The sequence below is a fragment of the Janthinobacterium sp. BJB426 genome (assembly GCF_002735705.1).
In the GTDB taxonomy this organism is placed as follows: domain Bacteria; phylum Pseudomonadota; class Gammaproteobacteria; order Burkholderiales; family Burkholderiaceae_D; genus Janthinobacterium.
Genome location: NZ_PDZL01000001.1, coordinates 589,515 through 614,217 on the forward strand (window position 1 = coordinate 589,515; position 24,703 = coordinate 614,217).

A 24,703-nucleotide genomic window follows, 5' to 3' on the forward strand; every position below is an offset into this window, starting at 1 on the left:
CGTATCGGCATTATTTTCTACATTCACCAGACGAGGAAAAATCATGGCACATCATGCATTAGCATCGCAAGAGAGTTACAACCCGAACCACCTGCTGGACATTCTGCTGAGCAAGATGCAGCTGAAAAACGATGCAGCCCTGTCGCGTCTGCTCGAGGTGGCGCCACCTGTCATCAGCAAGATCCGCCACCACCGCTTGCCGGTCGGCGCCTCGCTGCTGATCCGCATGCACGAAGTGACGGGCATGAGCATCCGTGACCTGCGCGACTTGATGGGCGACCGCCGCACCAAGTATCGTCTGTCCGACGCCCAGGGCCGTCCAAAAGCGGAAGACCGCGGCGATGCGCAAGAATCGAATTACGCGCACTGATGTGGCGGTTGCGCGCTGACTGTGCCGCTTGCGTAGCTGCTGGCGGCAACAGGCTGGCGTGGACCGGGCAGCATGGACTGGGCAACATGAACGTATTGCAGTACCCCTAACGGCTTTCGCCTCGCAGCGAGAGCCGTTTGCGTTTGCACCAGTGTTTAGCTCAGCAGTGCAGAGGTGATTTCGTCGTAGCGCAGCTCCGTTTCGCGGAACAGTTGCAGATACGTGTCTTCGCCCAGGCACAGCGCATCCCAGGCCACCGGCGAGACGCGCGGCACCATGTCGTCGCCCGCCTGCGCCAGGTCCAGCGCGCAGACGACGGCATTGGCCACGTGGATCAGCGACGCGAGGAAGCCTGCACCCGGCGTTTCCGGCTGCAGGTAGTTGCCCAGCGCCAGGCGCATCGTGTCGGAAAAGTTCCAGTGTTCGGCCAGCGCCACGCCAGCCTGCACGTGGTCCACGCCCAGCACGGTTTGTTCCGCTTCGAGCAGGCTGCAATCGTGCGCTGCCTGGTACGCGATGACTTGCGCATAGTGCGCGGGAAAACTGCTGACCAGCACCAGGCGGCCGATGTTGTGCAGCAAGCCGGCCGTGAAGGCGTAATCCTGGTTGAAGCGGATCTGCCGCGCCAGCACCTTGGCGCAGGCGGCCGTCGCCACCGAATGGCGCCAGAAGGCCTTGTCGTCGAAGCCGGGGCAGCGTCCTTCCGGGAAGCAGCCCGTGATGGCGGCCGACGTGATGAGGCTGCGCGTGGTCTGGAAGCCCAGGTACGTGATCGCCTGCTGGATGGTGGTGGCCTTCACTTGCAAGCCATATTGGGACGAGTTGGCCAGGCGCAGGGTTTTTGCCGTCAGCGCCTGGTCGTACGACACTTTTTTGGCCAGCACGGAAATATCCACGTCTTCCTGGTCGATGCTGTTGAGCAGTTCCATCACGACGGCGGGCAGCGAGGGTAAATCATCGAGGTGGGCGACGATGTCGTCGAGCGTCAGCTGGGTGCTCATGCGGCCTCTCCCGTGCCCAGACGGTAAGCCGTGACATAGGCGCGCAGCAAGGTGGTGGCCGCGTCTTCGGGATTATCCGGGTCGTGCTTGCGGAACAGGTAAGCCAGCCGTTCGCTGTCGGCAGCCTGTTGCGCGGCGATTTCTTCGGGCGAGGGCGGCGGCGCCTGGATCGGCAGCATGTCGATATTGTGTCGGGGCATCAGGGCCAGCATGTTTTCCGTCAATACCGCGCCTTGCGGCAACAGCACTTGTCCATGCGCATCGAGCAAGACATCCGACAAGACCATGCCAGGACGAACTTGTTCCAGGGGTAGATGTTGATGCATGACCGCCATGACGACTCCTTAGATGATTGCGGGATATTACCATTGCCATGACGCAATGTCTCAACCTGTATCAAGGCCTGGTGGAAAACGGCATTGCTGTAAATCTTGCCAATAAGCATGTCATACCGTACATTTGATTCAGGCTGTTGTCCGCTGACGTCTGTGCGCCCGCGCCGCGGGCCGGCGGCCTGGCCCGGGGAGTATTGATCGATGGTGAGTATCCAAGTCCGGCTGACCCTGCTTTTTGTCGTGATCGTCACCCTGGTGCTGGGCATTTCGGGTAGCTATACCCAATATACCTTGAGCAAGGAACTCGAATCGGGCAGCGCGCGCCTGCGCAGCGGCGTGCTGACGCGCTTGCAGACCAGCTTGCCTTCCGCCCTGTGGGACCTCGACAAATCCAAGGTCGACAGCATCGTCGCGGCCGAAATGCTGCCGCCGGAACTGGTCGGTATCCGCGTCTACGACGCCTCCGTCGGTCTGTTCGCGGGCGAAGTGCGCGACGCGGCCGGCACCCTGGTGCCGTTGACCGCCGACGTGGCCATGGGCGGCACGCCCGTCGAGGCGCCGCTGGTGTTCCGCGACGCCGTGGCCGCAGCCACGGGCGGCAAGCCGGTGATCGTCGGCAAGGTCATCGTCAATTTCAGCCGCGCCCAGATCGATGCGGCCCTGCGCGGCGAAGTGCGGCGCAAGGTGCTGGAAGTGTTGCTACTTGACATCATTTTGGTGGGCGCCCTGGCGCTGAGCCTGCGCATCGTCTTCGGACCCTTGAAACAGTTGCGCGACGGCTTGTTCGACCTGGCGACGCGCGGCAGCGACGAGGTCGAAGAGCTGCCGGAAAACCGGCGCGACGAGCTGGGCGACGTGATCCGCGGCTTCAATGCGGTGCAGCGCAAGCTCAAGTCCATCATCGAGGGCAGTCGCGAGGCGGAAGACATGGCGCGCCGCTCGCAGCAGGCAACGGCGCAGGCCATGGACGAGCTGCGCCGCGCGCAGGAATCGTTGCTGCAGTCGGAACGCCTGGCCTCGCTGGGCAGCCTGGTGGCCGGCGTGGCGCATGAAATCAACACCCCGGTCGGCATCGCGCTGACCAGCGCCTCGGTGCTGAAGGAAGCCACTGATGAGATCAGCGCGGCGGTGGCCGGCGGCAGCGTGAAAAAGACCGATATCGTGCGCTACCTGGAAACGGCCGGTGAGAGCGCGCGCCTGATCATGAACAATGCCTACCGCGCCGCGCACCTGATCCACAGCTTCAAGCAGATCGCCGTCGACCAGGTCAGCGAGGCGCGCCGTTTATTTGAATTGCGCGACTATATCGGCGAGGTAATCTCGAGCCTGCAGCCGACCCTGAAAAAGACGCGCATCCGCATCGATATCGATTGCCCGCCCGGCATCATGCTCGACAGCTATCCGGGCGCGCTGGCGCAGGTGCTGACCAACCTCGTCCTGAACTGCGTCGAGCACGCCTTTGATGCGGACACGGACGGCCATATCCATATTGGCGTGCACGGCGACAACGACTGGATCGCCATGCAGGTGCGCGACAATGGCCGCGGCATCGCGCCCGATATGCTCGACCGCGTGTTTGACCCGTTTGTCACCACGCGGCGCGGACAGGGCGGCACGGGCCTGGGCTTGAATATCGTATTCAACTTGATTGCCAAGCAGTTTGGCGGCACCATCACGGTCAGCAGCACCTTGGGGCAGGGCGCGACGTTCCTGCTGCGCCTGCCCAAGGTGACGCCATTGCCGGAAGGCGCCGCCAGCGTTCCTGCCGGCCAGGCATAGGCAAGGAGGCAAGATATGGCACAGATGGAAAATAGTCAGCAAGTGGCGCTTTTGCGCGGGATCAATGTGGGCCGCGCCAAGCGCGTGGCCATGGCCGACTTGCGCAAGCTGCTGGGCGACCTGGGTTTTGCGCAGGTGCGCACCGTGCTCAACAGCGGCAATGTCGTGTATGACGGCGGCAAGGTCGCGCCGGCCGACGCCGCTGCCCGCATCGAGGAAGCGCTGGTGCTGAAGCTCGGTGTGGCGGCCAGGGTGACGGTGCTGTCGGCCAGCCAGTTTGCCGAACTGATCGAACAAAACACGCTGGCGCCGGCGGCCGACGCGGCGCGTCTGCTGACCTTGGTGCTGAACAATCCGGCCGACATGCAGCGCCTGGCGCCCTTGCTGCAGCGGCCGTGGCAGCCGGAAGTGCTGGCGCTGGGCCAATGGGCCGCGTATGCCTGGTGTCCCGATGGCGTGTTGGCCAGCAAGGTGGTGGCGGCGCTGGGCGTGCTGCTGGGCGATGGCGTCACCTCGCGCAACTGGGCCACCATGCAAAAATTACATGCGCTGCTGAACGGGCCGGAGGCGGCCGCTACCTCTTCATTTGCAAAGGAGCACTGATGCCTACCATTACAGGCGAATTCAATGTCACCATCACGCCGGAAACCTTGTCGGATACGGCCGCGCAATCGGGGCTGGGACGCTTGTCGCTCGACAAGCGCTACCACGGCGCCCTCGACGCCAGCGCACAGGGCGAGATGCTCAGCGTGCGCGCCAGCGTGGCCGGCTCGGCAGGCTATGTGGCGCTGGAGCGGGTGGAAGGCAGCCTGGACGGGCGTCATGGCAGTTTTTATTTGCAGCATAGCGGCACGATGACGCGCGGTGCGCCCGCCTTGTCGGTGACGGTGGTGCCCGATACGGGGACGGAGCAGTTGCAAGGACTGTCGGGCAGCCTGGCCATCCGCATCGAGGGCGGCAAGCATTATTATGATTTCACGTACGAGATCGCTGAAGCGCCATGAACTGGGATATCGTCAAGGGCGTGCTGATCTTGCTGGTTGCCGTCAGTGCTCTGGGCACGGCCTTCGTGCTCATTTCCGCCTCGGGCACGGACAAGGCGGCCTGCATCGCGCGCGCCCTGAAATCAGGCATTCCTGTGGGTAATATCGAACGGGTGTGCCGCTTGCTGGACAAGTGAGACCTGACGAATGACGTGGCCAAAAAAATTCCGCGCAAGGCGGAATTTTTTTACTGAGGCAGCATCGGCCGCCGAATTGGGGTCAGCTATCGAATTTTTCCTGTTTTTCACCGTGCATGCTAAAGGCCAGCAAGCCCAGTCCCACCAACAACATCGAGACCATGCTCGCTTCCGGCACGGGCGGCGGCACGTTCGCCTGCTGTACCGCAGGGATGGCGGCCGTGGGCGGCGGCAGTGCGCCCTGGCGCGCACCGGCGCTGCGCCAGCGCGGGGTGGCATTGAGCGTCGTGCCCTGCGCCAGCAGGCGCGCATACGGCAAGTCCTGTGTATCCCAGCCGGGATTGTTCGCAGTATTAGTGAAACCGAGACTTTCGTCGCTCACGACATGCGCGCGTGCTGTGGGCGGGGGACTGGCGCTGGCCGCCACATTGCCGGCACATGCCGACAGCGCCAGCATGGCCATGCCTAGCGGCTGAAGTATCTTCATCTTTGACTCCCTGGTTCACCGTGCGGTGCGGCCGAAACCGGCCTGCGCCTGGACGGACAATGCGCCTGTACGGGGGCGTATCACGATTTTTCTGATGAGGCCTTATTACAGCACAAATCGTGTCAATTTTGCTACGTATATTTGCTTTAAATTACGAATATTTATCATTTTGATAGCGCGAAGGCTATCGCTGCCGCACACTTGGCATGAGCACGCTATCGTCGAAAAACACTGTTGTTTTTTGTGCGAATCGCCAGCAGGAAAACAGTATATTGATTAGTATATTGTTTATCGCATGATGATCAATATGACCGCCTGTGGGAGGGCAAGATGGAGACAGTTGCAACACAACACGCCGAATACAACCTCGACGCCATGCGTGGCTCGGCCTACAAGGCCAGCTCGCTGCTCAAGGCCATGGGCAATGCCGACCGTTTGATGCTGCTGTGCCAGCTATCGCAGGGCGAGCATTGCGTCAGCGACCTGGAACAGAAAGTGGGCATCGGCCAGCCGACCCTGTCGCAGCAGCTGGGCGTACTGCGCGAAGAGATGCTGGTGGCCACGCGGCGCGACGGCAAGCAGATCTATTACCGCGTCGCCAGCGCGCCCGTGCTGGCCGTGCTGCAAGTGCTGTACGCGCAATTTTGCGCCCCGCGCGCCACCTTCAACGACGAAGCGGATTGATACTGCCATGAGCATAGCCTGGCAGCACTTCACGCCATGGGCCTCGCTGGCCGGCGGCATGCTGATCGGCCTGGCCGCTGCCTTGCTGATGCTGTTCAATGGCCGCATCGCCGGCATCAGCGGCATTGTCGCCGGGATGCTGCGCCCGCGCAGTGGCGACCTGGGCTGGCGCATCGCCTTTCTTGCCGGCCTGGTCGGCACGCCCCTGCTGTATCAGCTGTGGCATGCCTTGCCGCCCGTGCAGATCGACGCGGGTACGCCCGCCCTGATCGTCGCGGGCCTGCTGGTGGGTGTGGGCGTGCGCTACGGCGCCGGCTGCACCAGCGGCCACGGCGTATGCGGCCTGTCGCGCCTGTCGCCCCGTTCGCTGGCGGCCACGTGTGCCTTCATGGCGGCCGGTTTCTTCACCGTCTATCTGTTGCGCCACCTATGAGTAGACTACTCCTTTCCCTGTTGAGCGGCCTCGTCTTTGGCTTGGGCCTGATCGTCTCCGGCATGAGCAACCCGGCCAAGGTGCTTGGTTTCCTCGACTTGGCGGGCGCCTGGGACCCGTCGCTGGCGCTGGTGATGGGCGGCGCCATCGGCGTGGCCCTGCCGGCCTTCTGGCTGGCGCGGCGGCGCACCAGGTCGCTGCTGGGTGAAACCATGCAATTGCCGGCATCGCGGCGCATCGACCGGCGCTTGCTGCTGGGCAGCCTGGCCTTTGGCGCGGGCTGGGGCATCGCCGGTTTCTGTCCCGGCCCCGCCCTCGTGTCCCTGCTGGCGGGCCAGCCGAAGGCGTGGCTGTTTGTGAGCGCGATGCTGGCCGGCATGGCCCTGTTTGAAGTGCTGGAGCGCCGCAAGCTGCCCGCGCCGGCCTGAGACGGTACAATCTGGCGCATCGCCACTTTGGATACCGCTTACATGACAACCGTGATTTTCCGCGCCGGCGCGCGCGCCGCCCTGCTGTGCAGCGTGCTGGCGCTGGCCGCCTGCGGCAGCTTGCTGAAGAAAGATGCTCCGCCCGCTCCTGTGCCCGTGGCTGACACCTTGCCCAATCCGCAAGTGTTGCTGCTGGGCGAAGTCCATGACAATGCGCAAGGCCAGCGCCTGCGCGTGGAGGAATTGCGCCGCCGCCTGGCGACCGGCTGGCGTCCCGTAATTGTCATGGAACAGTTCGACCGCGAAAACCAGGCCTTGCTGACGCGCGCCGCGCGCGATTGCGCCGACCCCGATTGCATCATCCGCGTGATGGAACAGCCGCGCTGGGACTGGAGCTTGTACCGCCCCGTGCTGGACCTCGTCATCAGCTACCAGCTGACCCTGGTCGCCGGCAATCTGTCGCCCGCCGATGCCTCGCGCATCGTACGCGACGGCATCCAGTGGTCGATGCCGCCCGCCATGGTGGCCACCTACCTGGCCGCGCCCGTGCCGGCCGATATCCTCGACGGGCAACAGAAGGAAGTCCAGGCGGCCCGTTGCAACATGCTGCCCGACATGATGATCAAAGGCGTCGTCAACGCCCAGGTGGCGCGCGATATCTGGATGGCCAAGCTGATCCGCGACCAGGCGCCGCGCGACGTGGTGCTGATCGCCGGCAATGCGCATGTGCGCAAGGATATCGGCGTGCCCCGCTGGCTGAAACTGGCCGACCCGCAACTGAACCTGCGCAGCATCGGCTACCTGGAGCAGGGTAGCACTGGTTTCAAGGGCACGTTTGACCTGACGCAAACGATGCCGGCGCAACCGCGCCCGGACCCGTGCGCCAAATTCAAGAAATAAGGTTCAAGCAATAAACGCTACTGCTGCACCCGCACCAGGGCGCTGACCCGGCTGGCCGTATCGAGCAGTTTCGGCAGGCTGTGTTCCAGCAGATGCGCCACGGACGGCCCCGCCGTCTGGCCGCTGACGTTGATCGCTGCCACCACCTTGCCGGCCCGGTCGAACACGGGCGCGGCCAGGGCGATCAAGCCCTGTTCCAGTTCTTCCTGCACCAGGCACCAGCCCTGGCGTCGCACTTGTGCAATCTCTTCCATCAAGACGTCGATATCGACCTTGGTCGCCGGCGTGATTTTCAGCAGCGCCATCTTCGATAGCCGTTCGCGCAGCACGTCGGGCGCCAGGCCCGACAGTAAAACCCGTCCCATCGAGGTGCAATAGGCGGGTAGCCTGCTGCCGATGCCCAGGTTGATCGACATGGTGCGGTGCGCGGACAGGCGCACCACATACACGATGTCGTCGCCGTCGAGCACGGTGGCTGAGCACGACTGGCGCAAGGTCTGCATCAATTCTTCCAGCAGCGGCTGCGCCTGCGTCCACACGGGCAGGGATGACAGGTAGGCGTAACCGAGGTCGAGCACCTTGGGCGTCAAACTGAACAGCCGCCCGTCCGCTTCCACGTAGCCAAGATGCAACAAGGTGTGCAGGATGCGCCGCGCGCCCGCGCGCGTCAGCTGCGCCCGTTCCGCCACTTCACTCAGGGTCTGTTGCGGCGCATCCGCGCCAAAGCTGCGCAGCACGGCCAGGCCCCGCGCGAACGATTGCACATAGCTGTCGCCTGGGCGCGGTGCGCCATCGGCATCAACGGTGTCTTCGGCGGAGAGGGAGGTGCTGCTGCGTGCGGTCATGGCAATTCCAATTGATCAAGGTGGCAATTATAGCCATGGCGCTGGCGAAAACGGCAAATTGACAAGCGCCCCGATCAGGCATATTCTCACGAATAAGTTCTAAATGCGAATATTTGTTCGATATGCGAACAAATGGCTGATGGGTTTGACTTGGAGGAGACAGCAATGATCGACAAACTGCGTTCCAGCGTGCTTGATGCGCTGGCCGATATCCACGATGGCGCCACCGTCATGATTGGCGGCTTCGGCGGCGCGGGCCAGCCGGCCGAGCTGATCGACGGCTTGATCGCCCAGGGCGCGCGCGACCTCGTCATCGTCAACAACAATGCGGGCAATGGCGACACGGGCCTGGCCGCCCTGCTGAAAAACGGGCAAGTGCGCAAGATCATCTGCTCCTTCCCGCGCCAGGCCGATTCCCACGTCTTCGACGCCTTGTACCGCGCGGGCAAGCTGGAGCTGGAACTGGTGCCGCAGGGCAATCTGGCCGAGCGCATCCGCGCCGCCGGCGCCGGCATCGGCGGCTTTTTCACGCCCACGGGCTATGGCACGGACTTGGCCAAGGGCAAGGAAACGCGCGAGATCGATGGCCGCATGTATGTGTTCGAGTCACCGATCCACGCCGATTTCGCGCTGATCAAGGCGGAGCAGGGCGACCGCTGGGGCAATCTGACTTACCGCAAGACGGCGCGCAACTTCGGTCCCATCATGGCCATGGCCGCCAAGGTCAGCATTGCCTCCGTGCATGAAGTTGCCGAGCTGGGCAGCATCGATCCTGAACATGTCATCACGCCGGGCCTGTTCGTGCAGCGCCTCGTGCAAGTGCCGCGCACGGCCACCGGCCCCGCCGGCTTCAAAGCTGCCTGAGGAGTATCAAGTGAATAAATGGAATCGAGATCAAATGGCAGCCCGCGTGGCGGCCGACATCCATGAAGGCAGTGTCGTCAACCTGGGCATCGGCTTGCCGACCCTGGTGGCGAACCACTTGCCGGCTGGCGCCGACATCATCCTGCACAGCGAAAACGGCGTCATCGGCATGGGCCCCGCGCCCGCGCCGGGCGAGGAAGACTATGACCTGATCAATGCAGGCAAGCAGCCCGTCACCCTGCTGCCCGGCGGCAGCTATTTCCACCATGCCGACAGCTTCGCCATGATGCGCGGCGGCCACCTGGACATTTGCGTGCTGGGCGCGTTTCAAGTGTCCGCCACGGGCGACCTGGCCAACTGGCACACGGGCGCGCCGGACGCCATTCCCGCCGTGGGCGGGGCCATGGACCTGGCCATCGGCGCGAAAAAAACCTGGGTCATGATGGAGTTGCTGACCAAGACGGGTGAAAGCAAGCTGGTGCAGGCGTGCAGCTACCCGCTCACGGGCATTGCTTGCGTCAGCCGCATCTACAGCGACCTGGCCGTGCTTGACCTGTCGCCCGCCGGCGCCACAGTCGTCGAACTGGTCGATGGCTTGAGTTTTGAACAGCTGCAAGCGTTGACGGCCGTGCCGCTGACGGACGGACGTTAATTCAACACTTTCTTGGAGGAGAGAACATGACTCACGCATACATTTGCGACGCGCAGCGTACGCCGTTTGGCCGCTACGGCGGCGGCCTGTCCGGCGTGCGCGCCGACGACCTGGGCGCCGTGCCCATCCGTGCCTTGATGGCGCGCAATCCCGAGGTGGACTGGACTTTTGTTACCGACGTGCTGTACGGCTGCGCCAACCAGGCGGGCGAGGACAACCGCAACGTGGCGCGCATGGCGGCCTTGCTGGCCGGCTTGCCCGACAGCGTGCCGGGCGCCACCCTGAACCGCCTGTGCGGCTCGGGCCTGGACGCCATCGGCAGCGCCGCCCGTTTCATCAAGAGCGGCGAAGCGGGATTGATGATCGCCGGCGGCGTGGAAAGCATGAGCCGCGCACCGTTTGTCATGGGCAAGGCCGACGGCGCTTTTTCACGCGGCATGAAAATGGAAGACACGACCATCGGCTGGCGTTTCATCAACCCGCTGATGAAGGCCCGGTACGGCGTCGACTCGATGCCGGAAACGGCGGAAAACGTGGCGTCCGACTTTGGTATCAGCCGCGCGGACCAGGACGCGTTCGCCCTGGCCAGCCAGGTCAAGGCCCTGGCGGCGCAGCAGGCGGGCGTGTTCGACAGTGAAATCTGTCCTGTCAGCATCGCGCACAAGAAGGGCGACCCCGTCGTTGTCAGCCGCGACGAGCATCCGCGCGCCACCACCCTGGAGATCCTGGCCAAATTGAAACCCGTCGTGCGCGCGGACGGCACGATTACCGCCGGCAACGCTTCCGGCGTCAACGATGGTGCGGCGGCGCTGCTGCTGGCCGACGAGGCGAACGCGGCCCGCTTTGGCCTGACGCCGCGCGCCCGTGTCGTGGCCATGGCCACCGCCGGCGTGGCGCCCCGCATCATGGGCATCGGCCCCGCGCCCGCCACCCTGAAAGTGCTGGCCATGACGGGTTTGACCCTGGCCGACTTCGACGTCATCGAACTGAACGAAGCGTTTGCCGCGCAAGGCCTGGCCGTGCTGCGCCAGCTGGGCTTGCCCGACGACGACCCGCGCGTCAACCCGAACGGCGGCGCGATCGCCCTGGGCCACCCGCTGGGCGCCTCGGGCGCGCGCCTGGCCATGACGGCCGTCAACCAGCTGCACCGCACGGGCGGGCGCTATGCCTTATGTACCATGTGCATCGGCGTGGGCCAGGGCATCGCGCTGGTGCTGGAACGGGTCTGATCGACAGCGCCTGAAAGCAAAAAAAAAGTTGCCCGTCATACGTATTAACCCGTATGCCGGGCGGCTTTTTGACCCTGATCAAGGGCGTATGATGCAAAACCAGCCCGGGCAACCGGGCTGGCGTTGGCTTTTTCACACGAACAAGAAGACTGATATGACATCCCACGATACTCCGCATGACGTTGCGCAGCTGACTTCCCAGCAGCGCATCAAGGCCATCATTGGCGCTTCCTCCGGTAACCTGGTCGAATGGTTCGACTTCTACATTTACTCGTTCTGCGCGCTGTATTTCTCGCACGCTTTCTTCCCTTCCGGTAACCCGACGACGCAGCTGCTGCAGACGGCCGGCATTTTCGCCGCCGGCTTCCTCATGCGTCCGGTGGGCGGCTGGTTGTTTGGCCGCATCGCCGATAAATACGGCCGCCGCCAGTCGATGATGATTTCCGTGCTGATGATGTGCGGCGGTTCCCTGATGATCGCCGTGCTGCCCACGTATGAAACCATCGGCGCCTTCGCCCCGTTCCTGCTGCTGGTGGCGCGTCTGTTCCAGGGCCTGTCCGTGGGCGGCGAATACGGCACCAGCGCCACCTACATGAGTGAAGTGTCGGAATCGGGCAAGCGCGGTTTCTTTGCCTCGTTCCAGTACGTGACCCTGATCGGCGGCCAATTGCTGGCCTTGCTGGTGCTGGTGGTCTTGCAGCAACTCTTGACCCTGGAAGAATTGCGTGCCTGGGGCTGGCGCATCCCGTTCGTGTTTGGCGCCCTGGCGGCCCTCGTGTCGCTGAACCTGCGTAAATCCCTGACGGAAACGACCACCGCCAGCGAGCGCAAGGACAAGGATGCGGGCAGCCTGCGCGGCTTGCTCAAACACAAGCGCGCCTTCATCACGGTACTGGGCTTTACTGCCGGCGGCTCGCTCGTGTTCTACACGTTTACCACCTACATGCAGAAATACCTGGTCAATACGGCCGGCATGGATACCAAGACGGCCAGCGCCGTCATGACCTGCGCCTTGCTGGTGTACATGATTTTGCAACCGGTGTTCGGCGCCCTGTCCGACCGCATCGGCCGCCGCACGTCGATGCTGTTCTTTGGCGGCCTGGCTACCCTGTGCGTGTTGCCAATCATGCATGCCTTGAAGGACGTCACCAGCCCGTACGCGGCGTTTGGCCTGATCATCATCGCGCTGGCCGTGATCAGTTTCTACACGTCGATCAGCGGCTTGATCAAGGCCGAAATGTTCCCCGTCGAAGTGCGCGCGCTGGGCGTGGGCCTGTCGTATGCGGTCGCCAACGCCATGTTCGGCGGTTCGGCCGAATACGTGGCGCTGCAGTTCAAGGCCTGGCACGTGGAAGAATATTTCTATTGGTACGTGACCGTCATGTGCCTGATTTCCTTCATCGTCGCCATCCGCATGCCGGACCCGAGCCGCTCGGGGCTGTTGAAGTAACGTTGTCGTAAAATGGGGGCACTGCGGTGTCCCTTTTTCATCACCGTCTTTTTATCGTGCCGATCAGGAGTTTTCATGTCGTATGTCATTCCCGCAGCCATCCAGCCCAGCGTTCCCGTCACCGGCAGCGTTGATACGTTCCCTGTCCACCGCATCTATTGCGTGGGCCGCAACTATGTCGACCACGCCAAGGAAATGGGCCACACGGGCCGCGAGGCGCCGTTTTTCTTCATGAAACCAAACGACGCCGTGCTGCCCGTGCCTGCCGGCACGACGGGCGAACTGCCATATCCGGCGCAGACGCAGGATTTCCAGCACGAGATGGAGCTGGTGGTGGCCATCGGCAAGGGCGGCAGCGACATCGGCGCCGAAGAGGCGTTGAGCCACGTGTGGGGCTATGCCGTGGGCCTGGACATGACGCGACGCGACGTGCAGGGCGCAGCGAAAAAACTGGGCCGTCCATGGGACACGGGCAAGGCCTTCGAGCATTCGGCGCCCATCGGTCCCATCACCCCGGCCGTGCAGGCGGGGAATATTGGCAGCGCCGCCATTACCCTGCACGTGAACGGTGAGCTGCGCCAGGCCAGCAGCATCGACATGCTGATCTGGAACGTGGCGGAAACTATCGCCGACCTGTCGACCTACTTTACCTTGCAGCCGGGCGATCTGATCTACACGGGCACGCCGGCCGGCGTGGCGGCCGTGCAGCGCGGCGACGAGCTGGTGGGGGCCATCGATGGCCTGGAGACCTTGCGCGTGAAAGTGGTCTAAGTTCTCAAGGAGACGGGCATGATGCACGACACATATTCCGTAGCACAACCGACGCGGGCCGAGATCGACGCCTTGACGGGGCCGGCCCTGCTGGAATTTGGCACGGGGTGGTGCGGCCATTGCCGCGCCACCCAGGCGCCGCTGGCCGCCGCGTTTGCGCAGCACCCCGCGGTACCACACCTGCGCGTGGAAGACGGCCCCGGCCGCGCCCTGGGGCGCGCGTTCCGGGTGAAGCTGTGGCCGACCTTGATTTTCCTCAAGGATGGCCAGGAAGTGGCGCGCCTCGTGCGCCCGCTCGACAGCGCGGAAATCGGCAAGGCGTTCGCCCTGATCGAGGCCTAGGTGATTTCCATCATTTCTTGCCGCACTGCACCACTGCGCGTATCATAAGCCGCTTACAGCAAGATTAACCGCATCCTTCGTGATGCAGCGCGATGATCGCCGGCCCGCTCCACCCGGAGGGGCCGCAGGCAAGGATTCACCACAAATGACCGATGCCGCGATGCCGACGCGCGGGTCTGGTACGGAATGCCTGGCGATACGCCGGGCCTGATACACGTCGCCCATCCCCTGACGCCTTTCCTGCCGTGCCCCGGGTAACCGGATGGCGCACGACCGTTGTTTCTCTAAATCAGCACTGATCACGGCGCGATAGCGCGCGTTGGTACACCGTTGTCTGCCGTTAACAACGGCGTGTTGCGGCATGGAATTTGTTTGCGAATTTAATAGCAAATTCGCAGCAATTACGCCCGCGCACAGCTATGATATGTGAACCGCGCGCCTAGACACCGTGCTGTGCTGCTGCCTGAAAAAACATCCAGAGAATGGCCTTTAGACACCCTCCCCAAGGAGCGCAGTAAATGAGCACCCCCCCCAAGAAAAATTCCCCCGGCACGGTGCTGTTCGCCAGCCTGATCGGCACCACCATCGAGTTCTTTGACTTTTATATCTACGCCACCGCCGCCGTGCTGGTGTTCCCGAAACTGTTCTTCCCCGCCGGCGACCCGTCGGCCGCCGTGCTGCAGTCGCTGGCCACGTTCGCCATCGCCTTCTTCGCCCGCCCCATCGGTTCGGCCGTGTTCGGCCATTTCGGCGACCGCATCGGCCGCAAGGCGACCCTGGTCGCCGCCTTGCTGACGATGGGTATCTCGACCGTCATCATCGGCTTGCTGCCGACGTATGCCGCCATCGGCACCCTGGCGCCGCTGCTGCTGGCGCTGTGCCGTTTCGGTCAGGGCCTGGGTCTGGGCGGCGAGTGGGGCGGCGCGGTGCTGCTGGCCACGGAAAACGCGCCACCCGGCAAACGCGCCTGGTACGGCATGTTCCCGCAGCTGGGCGCGCCGATCGGCTTCTTCCTGTCGGGCGGCATCTTCCTGCTGCTGAGCGAAACCATGACCGATGAGCAATTCTTCAGCTACGGCTGGCGCATCCCGTTCCTGGCCAGCGCGCTGCTGGTCATCGTCGGCCTGTATGTGCGTCTGAAGATCACGGAAACGCCGGACTTCCAGAAAGTCATCGACAAGAACGAGGTCGTCAAACTGCCCGTCGCCACCGTGTTCCGCCAGCATGGCCGCATGCTGTTCCTGGGCACCATCATCGCCCTGGCCACCTTCGTGCTGTTCTACCTGATGACGGTGTTCGCGCTGAGCTGGGGCACGACCAAGCTGGGCTTCACGCGCAAGGAATTCCTCGTCGTGCAGCTGTTTGCCGTGCTGTTCTTTGCCCTGACGATTCCATTCTCGGCCGTGCTGGCCGACCGCCGCGGCCGCCGCGCCACCCTGATCTGGGTCTCCGTCGCCATCGCCATCTTCGGCCTGGTGCTCGCGCCCATGTTCGGCTCCGGCGTGACGTGGGAAGTGACGGTCTTCATGGCCGTCGGCCTGGGCCTGATGGGCATGACCTACGGACCGCTGGGCACGATGTTGTCCGAGCTGTTCCCGCCCGAAGTGCGCTACACGGGCGCTTCGCTGACGTTCAACCTGGCCGGCATTCTGGGTGCCTCGCTGGCGCCGTACATCGCCACCTGGCTGGCGACGAATTACGGCTTGCAATACGTGGGTTACTACCTGTCGCTGGCCGCCGTGCTGACCCTGGGCGCCTTGCTGATGGTGGGCAAGCCACGCGAGGGCAAGGAAGCCTGGCAGTAACTGCTTTCTGCTCGAAGTTCGAAAGCCGCCAGTTGCCCAGCTGGCGGCTTTTTTATTGCGCCGCCACGTGGCCGTAGCAGGCTTTCAGTCCCGCGTAATCATAGAAGACGCTGCCCGGCGCGATGCGGGCACTGTCGCACGATGGCTGGAACGGCGTTTCCTTTTCGTTGTACAGCAGGCGCACGATCAGCTGGCCCTCGCCATTGCGGTATACGTCCCACTGCATGTTGGCCGCCAGCGGCGCGACGGTCTGGCCGCGCCAGGGATTCGCGTCATAACTGTAACTGGCCGAAGCCGGCAGCGGCTGCTGCAAGCCCATGGCCGATGCCAGCGGGATGATCATCTCGGCATGTGTGAAGCGCAGCTTGGCCGCGTGGCGCAAATCTCCTTTGGCCAGCGCATCGACTTCCTTGAAAAAATCCTCACGCAGGGCCAGCGCGAAGCGCCAGGTCACGCCGGCGCTTTCCGTGGTGGCCGGTCCTTTTTCGTAGAAATCCTCGTGGTCGGCGACAGCGGCGTAGTAGCGCGCATCCTCGGCGGGCATGTAGCGGTTGAAATCGGCCGGCGCTTCATGGCGCATGCCGGCGGCGATCGCGTACAGCGCATACAGCTGCGTGGCGGCCGCACTCAGGCTGCGGATGAAGGTCTTGCCGCTGCCCTTCATGCTGCGCGTGAGTTTGCCGTCGTCGCTGGTGAAGGTGTAGTTGCCCGTGTCGGCATAGCTGGCGCCGCCGCGCTCAAGCTGGTCGAGGAAGGCGGGCGCAAACAGCCGTTCGAGCACATGGCGCGCGTGCATCGCCGCTGCCGGCAGCCGGGCGGGCGAGTCCATCAGCGCGTGCAGGCCCTTGGTGCGGATATAGCGCTGGTACGCCTGGCTGGCATGGTAGGTGGCGTAATAAGGATGGCCCGGATCGGTGACCCGGTCCGTCTGCGGCGCCAGCTTGTGCGCGTACAGCAGGAAGCGGTTGACGCCATCCGCTTGTAATATCGGCTGTACCGCGGGCGCGTGTTCGAGCAGCGACTGCGTGAAGAAGCGCGCACTGTCGCGCGCGCGGTCCACGCCGGAATGGATGGTGACGAGCTGGCGCGGCGCCGTCGCGGCATCTTGCCCGATTTGCGCAAACAGGGTGGGCAGGCGCGCCAGCATGCGCGCGGCCAGCTGCCGGTGTTCCTCGATGCCCGTTTGCGACAGGTTGCCGTAGCCGGGCTGCTCGATGCCGGCCACGCCATAACCGAGCAAGGCGTTCGCCCGCATCAGGGCCAGGATGTCGGGACCCAGTGCGCGCCCCAGCGGCGTCAGGGCATCCTGCGCGGCCGCCTGCTGCCACATCGCGTACAGGGCCGCGTCGCCCTTCATGCTCGTCAATCCGCGCGCACCGTGGCGCGCCACCAGCTGCGTGAAAATTGGCTGGAAGCCGGCCGGCGGCGCGGCATAGGTGGCCGGATCCTGCTGCGGCGCGTACGGTGTCTTGGTCTGGTAATGGCCGTCGAAGGCGAGGGCGGAACTGGCGTGCAGGGCCAGGGCCAGCGCAATGCTGGACAGGGTAAGCTGTTGGGACATGTTTTTTTTGCGGATGGTTTCTTGAATGCAAGCCTAGCACTGAACGAAAAAAAGGCGGGCACGGCTGAATGCCGTGCCCGCCTGTGCTGTCAGCGCAGTGCGTCAGCCTACCATTTCGGCGTGTACTTCAAGGTGAACTGCACGTTGCGCGGGTCGCCATAGTAGTTGTTCGACCCGGTGGTGTTGTAGGCCGGGATGATGTAGCGCTTGTCGAGCACATTGTTGACGTTCAGCGACAGGGCTACTTGCGGCGTGGCTTGCCAGGCCAGGCGCGCGTTCCAGATCGAGAAGCCGGCAACCTTGAATGTGTACGCGGTATCGAGCGTATGGCTTTGCGTGTTGACGCCGGCGCCCACGCTGAATTTGTCCCAGGCGCCAGGCAGGGTATAGGAAGACCAGACACGCAGCATGTGTTTCGGCGTCCAGGTGGAAAAGATCTTGCCCTGATTGTCCGGGTCGTTCAGATAGGTTGTCGTCGTATAGGCGTAACCGGCCGACAGCTGCAAGCCGCGCGCCACTTCGCCCGATACTTCCGCTTCCATGCCCTGGCTGCGCACCTTGCCCGAGGCGCGCGAGCAGTACTGCCCGTCGCACGCGAGGTCGGCAGCATAGTCGGTGACGGAGCGGTTCTTGTGGTCATAGCGGAATACGGCCAGCGAGGTGTTGACCTTGCCATCCATCAGTTCCCCCTTGATGCCCGCCTCGTAGTTGCTGCCCGTGATGGGCTTGAGGACCTTGCCTTGCACGTCGCGGATGCTTTGCGGCGTGAAGATGTCGGCATAGCTGGCGTAAGCCGACCATTGCGGATCGAGCGCGTAGATCAGTCCCGCCGATGGCGTGAACTTGGCGGTGGCGTTGAGTTGTTCTTCGGAACCTTTCGGCGTCGCATACAGGAAGTCATACCAGCTGAAGCGTCCGCCCAGCACGGTTTTCAGCTTGCCGGTCAACTGGCCATTCCAGCTGCCATACAGGCCTTTCTGGCGTATTTCGTAGGTGCTGTTGCTGGTCACGCCCATTGGGCGCGCGGCGATGCTGTCGATATCTTGCCATGGGCGGTGGTGCTTGATGTTGAAGACGTTCGCCCCGGATTCCCAGGCGCGCGCGTAGCGGTCGTCCGACGCCAGCGTGACATAGCTGGCGCCCACGAGCACTTCCTGCGCCATGCCCAGGCCGTCGAATTTGCCGCGTACGTAGGTATCGATGCCGCGCTTGCGGTTGTCGAAATCCATGCCAAAGTCGCCATAGCTCGCGCCGCTGCCGTCGGGCTGGATGGCGGAAGCCAGGCGCTGGTGCACGGAGCCGGTGTTTTCCTTCATGTTCACGGCCGATGCCTTCAGGCTCCACTGGCTGTTGAAGTGGTGCTCCAGGTCGAGATACACGTTGGTTTGCCGGGCTTCGCTGCGGTTCCAGTCGGCGCCCGTGAAGGTGGAGCGGGGCAGATTCAGTGCGCTGCCGTCCACGTAGCGGGGCAGGCCGATGAAGGTGGGGCGGCCGTGGTCATTGACGTTGCTGATGGCCAGGCCCAGGGTGGTGGCCGGACCCAGGTCATAGTCGAGCGCCGCGTACAGGGTGCGGTTCTTGCTCCACACCTGGTCGATGAAGGAGTGGGTATCGTCTTCATCGACAATGACGCGTCCGCGCAGGCTGCCGTCCGCAGTCAGGGGGCTGCTGACGTCGAGCTGCGCGCCATAATGGTCCCAGGATCCCGCGCGCGCCGTCATGCTGACACTGCGCGTGGCGCCCGGGCGCTTGCGCACCAGGCTGACGGAGCCGCCGGGGCTGCCCGTGCCAACGAGCATGCCCGAGGCGCCGCGCAGCACTTCCAGTCGATCGTAGATGACCATGTTTTCCTGGCCCCAGTTACCCAGCGCATAGGTATTGCGGTCGATCGGCACGCCATCGTACTGCCATTGATCGATCTGGAAGCCGCGCGCCGTGATCACCACGCCCGGCCCCACGCCATGCACGCCCACCACGCCGGTGACGTTATTGACGGCTTCGCGCAAGTCCGTGATGCCTTGGTCGTCCAGGCGCTGGCGCGTCAGCACGCTGACCGATTGCGGGATGTCCTTCATCGCTTGCTCGCCCTTGCCGATGCTGATCTTGCGCGCCGTGTAGGAGCCGCTGCCTTCCGTGGTGGCGCCTTGCTCGGCCTGGCCGACGATGGTAATCGAGGGCATGGTGCGTTCGGCCGCCGAGGCGCTACTGGCCGCCGCCGTGGGAGCGGCGACTGCAGGCGCGGCCACCAGCACATAGCCGGTGGGCGTCTTGCCGATCGCATAGCCGCTGCCGCGCAGCAGCACGGCGAAACCGTCATTGATGGCGTAGCTGCCTTGCAGGCCGGCGCTGGTCAAACCCTGTACTTTGGAGGCGTCGATGACGATGGACACGCCCGCCTGCTGCGCATAGCGGTTCAGGGCGCCAGCCAGCGGGCCGGCGGGGATGGCGTAGCTGGCGACAGCCGGCACGGCCTGGGCGATTGCCTGGGCATGCAGGCCTGCGCCAGTGAGCAGCATGGCCGCCAGGGCCAGCGGACGCAAACGCGTGCGCAAGGGATTCGGGGACGAAACGGGAACGGCAGGAGCGTACATGGTGACAGCCTTTTTTGAATGATCTCAGCTGCCTTGACGCACGAGATGCGCCAACACGAACCTGCGTGGCACATTATTTTTTTGCGGTTCCAGTGTTTGGTGCGTCCACCATCACCAGGTAGCGCGTCAACATGCGGATGCGCAGCTGGGGGAAATTGTCGATGAGTAGCTGCAGCGCCTTGTCCGTGTCGTCCAGCGGCAGCACGGCGGCCACGCGGATGCCGGCGATCTGCGCGCGGTCGTAATGCAGCTGGCCGGGGCGGTGGCGCGCCAGCTCGTCGAGCACCTCGGCCAGCGGCAAGTCGTCGACCACCAGCCGGCGTGCGCGCCACGCGTCCTGCACGCTGGCCGCATCGATGGCCGTGATGGGGCCCACGCCATCGTCCGTGATGCGCGTGCGCTGGCCCGCCTGCACCACGACGGCCGGATGTTGCGGCACCTGCGCCAGCACCCTGGATTCCAGCATGCTGAGGATGGTGGCGCCGTCTTCCCTGCGCACGCTGAAACGCGTGCCCAGCGCGCGGATCGCCGCCTGGCCGCTGTCGACGATGAAGGGGCGCTGCGCATCCTTGGCCACGTCGACGAGGATATCGCCGCGCACCAGTTCCACATGCCGCTCGCCCCCATTGAAGTGCACGTTGACGGCGCTGTTGCTGCCCAGGGTCAGGCGGCTGCCATCGGCCAGGGTGTGCGTCTGCCATTGTCCCGTGGGGCTGCGCAGGTCGGCCAGCAGGTAGGCGGGGCGCTCGCTGATGACCAGCGCCCCGGTCAGCGCGAGCACGGCCACGGCGCTGGCCGCGGCCAGCTGGCGCAGACGCTGGCGGGGACGCTTTGGGGCGATGGCGGCCAGGGCGGCGCGCGCGGGCCTATGGTCGCCGCCGGCCGGCTCGCGCACGGTGTTCAATTGACGCAGCAGGTTTTCCATGCCGGCGGCCGCGCTCGCGTGCAGCGGGTCGGCCGCCTTCCATGCGGCAAAGCCGGCCTGCGCGGTGTCGCGTTCGGCCGGGTCGTCGGCGCTGAGCTGCACGATCCAGCGGGCAGCCTGTTCAGCGGCGATATCCGTGCGGGGGCTATTCATGCGGCCATGGCCGGGCAGGCGTGGCGGCAGGCCAGCAAGGCTTGCACCAGGTATTTTTGCACCATACGCGTGGAAACGTTCAGCTGCGCGGCGACGGCGGCCTGCGATTGCTCTTCCAGGTAGTGCAACAGAAAGGCGTCGCGCGCCTTGGCGGACAAGCCGGCCAGCGCCGTGGCGATCTGTTCGAGCGCCTGCACGGCCATCAGGATCTCGTCGGGCGAGGGCGCGCCGGGCAGGCTGTCGGCCAGCAGGGCCAGTTCCGCCAGGTAGCTGCGTTCGAGTATCTGGCGGCGCGCGCGGTCAAGCAGCAGGCGCTTCGCCGTCGTCGACAGGTAGGCGCGCGGTTCGCGCATGCCGAACAGGGCGTCGCGCGAAGCGATGATGCGCACGAAGGTATCTTGCGCCACGTCGGCCGCGCCATGCGGGCAGCTGAGTTTTTTGCGCAGCCAGCCGACCAGCCAGCCGTGATGCTCGCTGTAGAGCGACTGCACTTGCTGTTGCAGGCTGGGCTGGATGGTGGACATGGGTGATGAATAACATAAATGAGAATTATTCTCATTGTAAGCGCCAGTGGCGGCTCGCCACAATCCCCGATTGCATGTGGAGGGGGCAGGTGTTGCGCGCAGGCCGCACGCGCGGCGGTGCCGGAAATGAAAAAACCCGCCGCTGCACGGTGCAGGGGCGGGTTCTTCATACTGCTAATTCTTGGTGGTGATAGGTGGACTTGAACCACCGACCCCAGCATTATGAATGCTGTGCTCTAACCAACTGAGCTATATCACCAAACAGACCGGTCAGACCGGATGCTGGTTTTGACCAGTAAAAAACCTGATCGATGTTCTTTGGTGGTGATAGGTGGACTTGAACCACCGACCCCAGCATTATGAATGCTGTGCTCTAACCAACTGAGCTATATCACCCAACAGCCGAGCATTATCCAGTCTTCCCATTTCCTTGTCAATGCCGGCGCAAAAAAATGTGCGGTTTTTTCACGCGCCGGCGCCGGCATGATTATTTTTGTAACGGCATCAGCAAGGGCTGGATCTGCGCCAGCATGGCCGTGGCCGGATCAGCTCCCAGGCAATCGATGACGATGCGTTCCGGCATGGAGCGCAGCCAGGTCAGCTGCCGTTTGGCCAGCTGGCGCGTGGCGATGATGCCCGTCTCGCGCAGGGCGGCGCGGTCGATGCGGCCATCGAGATAGTCCCAGGCCTGGCGGTAACCGACGCAGCGCATAGAGGGCAAACCCGGGTGCAGGTCGCCGCGCCGGCGCAACCCATCCACTTCATCGAGCAGGGCATCGTTTTTCAGCATGAGGTCGAAGCGCGTGGCGATGCGCGCGTGCAGCACGGCGCGATCCGACGGTTCCAGCGCGAACGATTGCAACTGGAATGGCAGCACCGTCTTTTCGCGCCGGTCCAGCAGGGCCGACATGGGCTGGCCGGATAGGGCGATGATTTCCAGCGCGCGGCCGATGCGCTGCGCATCCTGTGGCGCCAGGCGCGCGGCCGTGACGGGATCCTGTTCGGCCAGGCGCGCATGCATGGCGGGCCAGCCGATGGCGGCCGCGTCTTCTTCCAGCTGGGCGCGCAGCACGGGATCGGCGCCGGGCAAATCGTCGAGGCCATCGGCCAGGCCTTTAAAATACAGCATGGTGCCGCCGACCAGCAGTGGCAGCTTGCCGCGCGCTGTGATCTCCGCTACCAGGCGCAGGGTGTCGTTGCGGAACTGCGCCACGGAATAGGCGTCGAGCGGGTCGATGATGTCGATCAAATGATGCGGCACCTGGGCCAGTTCTTCCTTTGACGGCTTGGCCGTGCCGATATCCATGCCCCGGTAAACGAGGGCGGAATCGACGGAAATGATCTCGGATGGGATGGCTTGCGCGATGGCCAGCGCACTGGCCGTCTTGCCGCTGGCCGTGGGGCCCATGATGGCGACGGCCAGGGGGAGGTGTGGGGTGTTTTGCATGTTGACTTTTGTAATCCGACCTACTGTCTACTGGCCGCGCAGGAACAGTTTATCGAGCGCGTTGATCTCGACCTGCACCCACGTGGGCCGGCCATGGTTGCACTGGTCGGCGCGTTCCGTGCTTTCCATCTGGCGCAGCAGGGCGTTCATTTCCTGCACCGATAATATCCGGTTGGCGCGCACGGCCGTGTGGCAGGCCAGAGTGCCCAGCAATTCGTTCTGGCGCTCGATCAGCACGCGCGAGCCGCCGTATTCGCGTACGTCGCGGAGCACGTCGCGCGCCAGGGTTTGCGCATCGGCGTTTTTCAGCAGGGTCGGCACGCTGCGCACGGCCAGCGTCGTGGGCGACAGGGCGGCGATGTCAAAACCCAGCGCTTTTAACGTGTCCTGGTTTTCATTCGCCGTCGACACTTCGATGGCGTCCGCGTAGAACGTCACGGGGATCAGCAAGGACTGCACCTGCATGTCCTGGCCCGAGACCTGCGCCTGCAGTGCGTTTTTCAGTTGCTCGTACAGGATGCGCTCGTGCGCCGCGTGCATGTCGACCAGCACCAGACCCTTGGTGTTTTGCGCCAGGATGTAGATGCCGTGCAGCTGGGCCAGGGCAAAGCCCAGCGGATATTCTTCGCGCGCCATCGCTTCGGGCGAAGCGATATACGGTTCCACCTGCGTGATCGGCGAGGATGCAGCAGCGCCGCCGAACAGGGCGCCGTAGGCCGCTGTGTCTTGCCCCACGCCTGGTGCATCGGCAAAGAAGGGGCGGGCCGCGCCGGGCGAGGCGGGCGCGAAGGTATTCGTGAATTGCGCGCCGAACGACGTCTGCGTCTGCTCGCGGCGCCAGATTCCGGGGCCACCCAAACCCGCGCCAGCGGTATCGCCGCCCAGGGTGGAGGCGGCCGGCAGGGGCGCCGGCACGCTGCCGAATGCCGTGGCCGACGTCTGCGCCAGCGCGCGCTGCACCGCGTGGAAGACAAACTGGTGCACGGAGCGGCTGTCGCGGAAGCGTACTTCGATCTTCGACGGGTGCACGTTGACGTCGACCAGCGCCGGGTCGAGGTCGAGCGCCAGCACGTACGAGGGAAAACGGTCGCCGTGCAGCACGTCCTGGTAGGCCATGCGCACGGCGTGCACCAGCAGCTTGTCGCGTACGAAGCGCCCGTTGACATAAAAGAACTGGCCATCGGCGCGCGCCTTGGACGCTGTCGGCAAGCCGGCAAAGCCGTGAATGCGCAAGGTGCCGGCCGATTCGTCCAGCGCCAGGCGCGCTTCGGCGAAGTCATTGCCTAGGATGTGGGCGCTGCGCTTGGCCAGTTCGCTGATATTCCACTGGTCGATGGTGCGGCCATTGTGCGACAGCGAGAACGACACGTCCGGCCGCGCCAGCGCGATGCGGCGCACGACTTCGGCGCAATGGCCGTATTCCGTCTGCTCCGATTTGAGGAATTTGCGCCGCGCGGGCGTGTTGAAATACAGGTCTTGCACGTCGACCGTGGTGCCGTGCGCGCCCGACGAGGGCGAGACGCTGCCATTGTGCGAGCCGACGATTTCCCACGCATGCGCCGCGTCCGCCGTGCGCGAGGTCACGGTGACGGCGGCCACCGAGGCGATCGAGGCCAGCGCCTCGCCGCGAAAACCCAGGGTGCCCACGTTTTCCAGGTCGTGCAGCGAAGCGATCTTCGAGGTGGCGTGGCGCGCCAGGGCCAGCGGCAGCTGGTCCTTGTCGATGCCGCGGCCGTTATCGGTAATGGCGATGCGTTTCACGCCCCCTTCTTCCAGCCGCACGGTGATCTGCGTGGCGCCCGAGTCGAGCGCGTTTTCCAGCAGCTCTTTGACGACGGCCGATGGCCGCTCGACCACCTCGCCGGCGGCGATTTGCGAAATCAACTGGTCAGGCAGGGCCTGGATCGGGCGGTGGGGCGTGATGGGAGCGTTCATGCCCTGATTATA

The 24,703-nt window shown here is 64.2% G+C and carries 26 protein-coding genes and 2 tRNA genes; 16 read left to right on the top strand and 12 right to left on the bottom strand.

Annotated features, from left to right (window positions below; translation table 11 throughout):
* Nucleotides 1-43 precede the first annotated feature (43 nt).
* Nucleotides 44-370: a hypothetical protein gene (locus CSQ93_RS02605; protein ID WP_034746769.1), complete on the top strand. Its 327-nt coding sequence runs from the start codon at nt 44-46 to the stop codon at nt 368-370.
* 155 nt (nt 371-525) lie between these two features.
* Here CSQ93_RS02605 and CSQ93_RS02610 read toward each other — a convergent pair whose 3' ends face one another.
* Together CSQ93_RS02610 and CSQ93_RS02615 are read right to left on the bottom strand one after the other, a co-directional pair.
* Nucleotides 526-1,371, bottom strand: a complete 846-nt coding sequence (locus tag CSQ93_RS02610) for an HDOD domain-containing protein (protein ID WP_099376583.1) — start codon at nt 1,369-1,371, stop codon at nt 526-528.
* A complete protein-coding gene (locus tag CSQ93_RS02615; protein ID WP_233516004.1) occupies nt 1,368-1,706 on the bottom strand; it encodes a hypothetical protein in 339 nt (112 codons plus the stop codon). The genes CSQ93_RS02610 and CSQ93_RS02615 overlap by 4 nt, the downstream gene beginning before the upstream one ends.
* Nucleotides 1,707-1,907: 201 nt before the next feature.
* On the opposite strand from CSQ93_RS02615, the gene CSQ93_RS02620 reads away from it, so the two are divergent.
* Genes CSQ93_RS02620 through CSQ93_RS02635 form a run of 4 tightly spaced genes read left to right on the top strand, consistent with a single transcriptional unit; the run spans nt 1,908 to nt 4,665 of the window.
* The gene (locus tag CSQ93_RS02620; RefSeq protein WP_099376585.1) at nt 1,908-3,485 is read left to right on the top strand and encodes a sensor histidine kinase; all 1,578 of its coding nucleotides are present in this window, start codon (nt 1,908-1,910) and stop codon (nt 3,483-3,485) included.
* A gap of 15 nt (nt 3,486-3,500) precedes the next feature.
* Complete coding sequence (locus CSQ93_RS02625) at nt 3,501-4,088, top strand: DUF1697 domain-containing protein (RefSeq protein ID WP_099376586.1); 588 nt, start codon at nt 3,501-3,503, stop codon at nt 4,086-4,088.
* Nucleotides 4,088-4,489 (top strand): DUF3224 domain-containing protein, encoded by a 402-nt coding sequence (locus CSQ93_RS02630; protein WP_099376587.1) that lies wholly within the window; start codon nt 4,088-4,090, stop codon nt 4,487-4,489. The genes CSQ93_RS02625 and CSQ93_RS02630 overlap by 1 nt, the downstream gene beginning before the upstream one ends.
* The gene (locus CSQ93_RS02635) at nt 4,486-4,665 is read left to right on the top strand and encodes a hypothetical protein (RefSeq protein ID WP_099376588.1); all 180 of its coding nucleotides are present in this window, start codon (nt 4,486-4,488) and stop codon (nt 4,663-4,665) included. The genes CSQ93_RS02630 and CSQ93_RS02635 overlap by 4 nt, the downstream gene beginning before the upstream one ends.
* A gap of 82 nt (nt 4,666-4,747) precedes the next feature.
* Here CSQ93_RS02635 and CSQ93_RS02640 read toward each other — a convergent pair whose 3' ends face one another.
* Complete coding sequence (locus CSQ93_RS02640; protein ID WP_158301082.1) at nt 4,748-5,152, bottom strand: hypothetical protein; 405 nt, start codon at nt 5,150-5,152, stop codon at nt 4,748-4,750.
* A 330-nt stretch (nt 5,153-5,482) separates the two neighbouring features.
* Between CSQ93_RS02640 and CSQ93_RS02645 the strand changes: the two genes are divergently transcribed.
* The 4 genes from CSQ93_RS02645 to CSQ93_RS02660 are packed head-to-tail and all read left to right on the top strand — an operon-like array spanning nt 5,483 to nt 7,597.
* Nucleotides 5,483-5,836: an ArsR/SmtB family transcription factor gene (locus CSQ93_RS02645; protein ID WP_099376590.1), complete on the top strand. Its 354-nt coding sequence runs from the start codon at nt 5,483-5,485 to the stop codon at nt 5,834-5,836.
* A gap of 7 nt (nt 5,837-5,843) precedes the next feature.
* Nucleotides 5,844-6,269, top strand: coding sequence for a YeeE/YedE family protein (locus CSQ93_RS02650; RefSeq protein ID WP_099376591.1), 426 nt, complete (start codon nt 5,844-5,846; stop codon nt 6,267-6,269).
* Nucleotides 6,266-6,697, top strand: coding sequence for a DUF6691 family protein (locus tag CSQ93_RS02655; protein ID WP_099376592.1), 432 nt, complete (start codon nt 6,266-6,268; stop codon nt 6,695-6,697). Before CSQ93_RS02650 ends, CSQ93_RS02655 begins: the two co-directional genes overlap by 4 nt.
* 42 nt (nt 6,698-6,739) lie before the next feature.
* On the top strand, nt 6,740-7,597 hold the full coding sequence (locus tag CSQ93_RS02660) for a ChaN family lipoprotein (RefSeq protein WP_099376593.1): 858 nt from the start codon (nt 6,740-6,742) through the stop codon (nt 7,595-7,597).
* Nucleotides 7,598-7,614: 17 nt separating this feature from the next.
* Here the strand turns inward: CSQ93_RS02660 and CSQ93_RS02665 are convergent, their stop codons facing one another.
* Nucleotides 7,615-8,442 (bottom strand): IclR family transcriptional regulator domain-containing protein, encoded by an 828-nt coding sequence (locus tag CSQ93_RS02665; RefSeq protein WP_099376594.1) that lies wholly within the window; start codon nt 8,440-8,442, stop codon nt 7,615-7,617.
* Nucleotides 8,443-8,607: 165 nt separating this feature from the next.
* On the opposite strand from CSQ93_RS02665, the gene CSQ93_RS02670 reads away from it, so the two are divergent.
* From CSQ93_RS02670 to CSQ93_RS02700, 7 genes are all read left to right on the top strand, one after another.
* Entirely contained in the window at nt 8,608-9,306 is a 699-nt protein-coding gene (locus CSQ93_RS02670; RefSeq protein WP_077408447.1) for a 3-oxoacid CoA-transferase subunit A, read from the top strand.
* A gap of 10 nt (nt 9,307-9,316) precedes the next feature.
* On the top strand, nt 9,317-9,958 hold the full coding sequence (locus CSQ93_RS02675) for a 3-oxoacid CoA-transferase subunit B (RefSeq protein WP_099376595.1): 642 nt from the start codon (nt 9,317-9,319) through the stop codon (nt 9,956-9,958).
* Between the two features lie 26 nt (nt 9,959-9,984).
* Nucleotides 9,985-11,187: a 3-oxoadipyl-CoA thiolase gene (gene pcaF, locus CSQ93_RS02680; RefSeq protein ID WP_099376596.1), complete on the top strand. Its 1,203-nt coding sequence runs from the start codon at nt 9,985-9,987 to the stop codon at nt 11,185-11,187.
* Nucleotides 11,188-11,341: 154 nt separating this feature from the next.
* The gene (locus tag CSQ93_RS02685; RefSeq protein WP_035828173.1) at nt 11,342-12,637 is read left to right on the top strand and encodes an MFS family transporter; all 1,296 of its coding nucleotides are present in this window, start codon (nt 11,342-11,344) and stop codon (nt 12,635-12,637) included.
* Nucleotides 12,638-12,712: 75 nt separating this feature from the next.
* A complete protein-coding gene (locus CSQ93_RS02690; RefSeq protein ID WP_099376597.1) occupies nt 12,713-13,408 on the top strand; it encodes a fumarylacetoacetate hydrolase family protein in 696 nt (231 codons plus the stop codon).
* Between the two features lie 18 nt (nt 13,409-13,426).
* Nucleotides 13,427-13,750, top strand: a complete 324-nt coding sequence (locus CSQ93_RS02695; RefSeq protein WP_099376598.1) for a thioredoxin family protein — start codon at nt 13,427-13,429, stop codon at nt 13,748-13,750.
* A 518-nt stretch (nt 13,751-14,268) separates the two neighbouring features.
* Complete coding sequence (locus tag CSQ93_RS02700) at nt 14,269-15,555, top strand: MFS transporter (RefSeq protein WP_099376599.1); 1,287 nt, start codon at nt 14,269-14,271, stop codon at nt 15,553-15,555.
* A 52-nt stretch (nt 15,556-15,607) separates the two neighbouring features.
* On the opposite strand, the gene CSQ93_RS02705 is transcribed toward CSQ93_RS02700, so the two are convergent.
* The 8 genes from CSQ93_RS02705 to mutL form a co-directional block, all read right to left on the bottom strand.
* Nucleotides 15,608-17,116 (bottom strand): histidine-type phosphatase, encoded by a 1,509-nt coding sequence (locus CSQ93_RS02705; RefSeq protein WP_099376600.1) that lies wholly within the window; start codon nt 17,114-17,116, stop codon nt 15,608-15,610.
* A 107-nt stretch (nt 17,117-17,223) separates the two neighbouring features.
* Nucleotides 17,224-19,707 (bottom strand): TonB-dependent siderophore receptor, encoded by a 2,484-nt coding sequence (locus CSQ93_RS02710; RefSeq protein ID WP_099376601.1) that lies wholly within the window; start codon nt 19,705-19,707, stop codon nt 17,224-17,226.
* Nucleotides 19,708-19,780: 73 nt separating this feature from the next.
* Nucleotides 19,781-20,785 carry a FecR family protein gene (locus CSQ93_RS02715; RefSeq protein ID WP_099376602.1) on the bottom strand — a complete coding sequence of 335 codons (1,005 nt, stop codon included), beginning with the start codon at nt 20,783-20,785 and terminating at the stop codon, nt 19,781-19,783.
* Nucleotides 20,782-21,309: a sigma-70 family RNA polymerase sigma factor gene (locus CSQ93_RS02720; RefSeq protein ID WP_099376603.1), complete on the bottom strand. Its 528-nt coding sequence runs from the start codon at nt 21,307-21,309 to the stop codon at nt 20,782-20,784. Before CSQ93_RS02720 ends, CSQ93_RS02715 begins: the two co-directional genes overlap by 4 nt.
* Before the next feature lie 182 nt (nt 21,310-21,491).
* Nucleotides 21,492-21,568, bottom strand: a tRNA-Met gene (locus CSQ93_RS02725).
* A 60-nt stretch (nt 21,569-21,628) separates the two neighbouring features.
* Nucleotides 21,629-21,705 (bottom strand) — tRNA-Met (locus CSQ93_RS02730).
* A 91-nt stretch (nt 21,706-21,796) separates the two neighbouring features.
* Entirely contained in the window at nt 21,797-22,756 is a 960-nt protein-coding gene (miaA, locus tag CSQ93_RS02735; RefSeq protein ID WP_099376604.1) for a tRNA (adenosine(37)-N6)-dimethylallyltransferase MiaA, read from the bottom strand.
* Nucleotides 22,757-22,783: 27 nt separating this feature from the next.
* Complete coding sequence (gene mutL / locus CSQ93_RS02740; RefSeq protein WP_099376605.1) at nt 22,784-24,691, bottom strand: DNA mismatch repair endonuclease MutL; 1,908 nt, start codon at nt 24,689-24,691, stop codon at nt 22,784-22,786.
* Nucleotides 24,692-24,703: the final 12 nt, after the last annotated feature.

Bases quoted from the DNA above. Each gene is read 5' to 3' on its own strand.
- CSQ93_RS02690 (WP_099376597.1), top strand. From the start codon at position 12,713: ATGTCGTATGTCATTCCCGCAGCCATCCAGCCCAGCGTTCCCGTCACC.
- CSQ93_RS02695 (WP_099376598.1), top strand. From the start codon at position 13,427: ATGATGCACGACACATATTCCGTAGCACAACCGACGCGGGCCGAGATC.
- CSQ93_RS02625 (WP_099376586.1), top strand. From the start codon at position 3,501: ATGGCACAGATGGAAAATAGTCAGCAAGTGGCGCTTTTGCGCGGGATC.
- mutL (WP_099376605.1), bottom strand. From the start codon at position 24,691: ATGAACGCTCCCATCACGCCCCACCGCCCGATCCAGGCCCTGCCTGAC.
- miaA (WP_099376604.1), bottom strand. From the start codon at position 22,756: ATGCAAAACACCCCACACCTCCCCCTGGCCGTCGCCATCATGGGCCCC.
- CSQ93_RS02685 (WP_035828173.1), top strand. From the start codon at position 11,342: ATGACATCCCACGATACTCCGCATGACGTTGCGCAGCTGACTTCCCAG.
- CSQ93_RS02645 (WP_099376590.1), top strand. From the start codon at position 5,483: ATGGAGACAGTTGCAACACAACACGCCGAATACAACCTCGACGCCATG.
- CSQ93_RS02700 (WP_099376599.1), top strand. From the start codon at position 14,269: ATGAGCACCCCCCCCAAGAAAAATTCCCCCGGCACGGTGCTGTTCGCC.
- CSQ93_RS02635 (WP_099376588.1), top strand. From the start codon at position 4,486: ATGAACTGGGATATCGTCAAGGGCGTGCTGATCTTGCTGGTTGCCGTC.
- CSQ93_RS02665 (WP_099376594.1), bottom strand. From the start codon at position 8,442: ATGACCGCACGCAGCAGCACCTCCCTCTCCGCCGAAGACACCGTTGAT.
- CSQ93_RS02670 (WP_077408447.1), top strand. From the start codon at position 8,608: ATGATCGACAAACTGCGTTCCAGCGTGCTTGATGCGCTGGCCGATATC.
- CSQ93_RS02720 (WP_099376603.1), bottom strand. From the start codon at position 21,309: ATGTCCACCATCCAGCCCAGCCTGCAACAGCAAGTGCAGTCGCTCTAC.
- pcaF (WP_099376596.1), top strand. From the start codon at position 9,985: ATGACTCACGCATACATTTGCGACGCGCAGCGTACGCCGTTTGGCCGC.
- CSQ93_RS02660 (WP_099376593.1), top strand. From the start codon at position 6,740: ATGACAACCGTGATTTTCCGCGCCGGCGCGCGCGCCGCCCTGCTGTGC.
- CSQ93_RS02705 (WP_099376600.1), bottom strand. From the start codon at position 17,116: ATGTCCCAACAGCTTACCCTGTCCAGCATTGCGCTGGCCCTGGCCCTG.
- CSQ93_RS02610 (WP_099376583.1), bottom strand. From the start codon at position 1,371: ATGAGCACCCAGCTGACGCTCGACGACATCGTCGCCCACCTCGATGAT.
- CSQ93_RS02640 (WP_158301082.1), bottom strand. From the start codon at position 5,152: ATGAAGATACTTCAGCCGCTAGGCATGGCCATGCTGGCGCTGTCGGCA.
- CSQ93_RS02650 (WP_099376591.1), top strand. From the start codon at position 5,844: ATGAGCATAGCCTGGCAGCACTTCACGCCATGGGCCTCGCTGGCCGGC.
- CSQ93_RS02710 (WP_099376601.1), bottom strand. From the start codon at position 19,707: ATGTACGCTCCTGCCGTTCCCGTTTCGTCCCCGAATCCCTTGCGCACG.
- CSQ93_RS02605 (WP_034746769.1), top strand. From the start codon at position 44: ATGGCACATCATGCATTAGCATCGCAAGAGAGTTACAACCCGAACCAC.
- CSQ93_RS02630 (WP_099376587.1), top strand. From the start codon at position 4,088: ATGCCTACCATTACAGGCGAATTCAATGTCACCATCACGCCGGAAACC.
- CSQ93_RS02620 (WP_099376585.1), top strand. From the start codon at position 1,908: ATGGTGAGTATCCAAGTCCGGCTGACCCTGCTTTTTGTCGTGATCGTC.
- CSQ93_RS02655 (WP_099376592.1), top strand. From the start codon at position 6,266: ATGAGTAGACTACTCCTTTCCCTGTTGAGCGGCCTCGTCTTTGGCTTG.
- CSQ93_RS02615 (WP_233516004.1), bottom strand. From the start codon at position 1,706: ATGGCGGTCATGCATCAACATCTACCCCTGGAACAAGTTCGTCCTGGC.
- CSQ93_RS02715 (WP_099376602.1), bottom strand. From the start codon at position 20,785: ATGAATAGCCCCCGCACGGATATCGCCGCTGAACAGGCTGCCCGCTGG.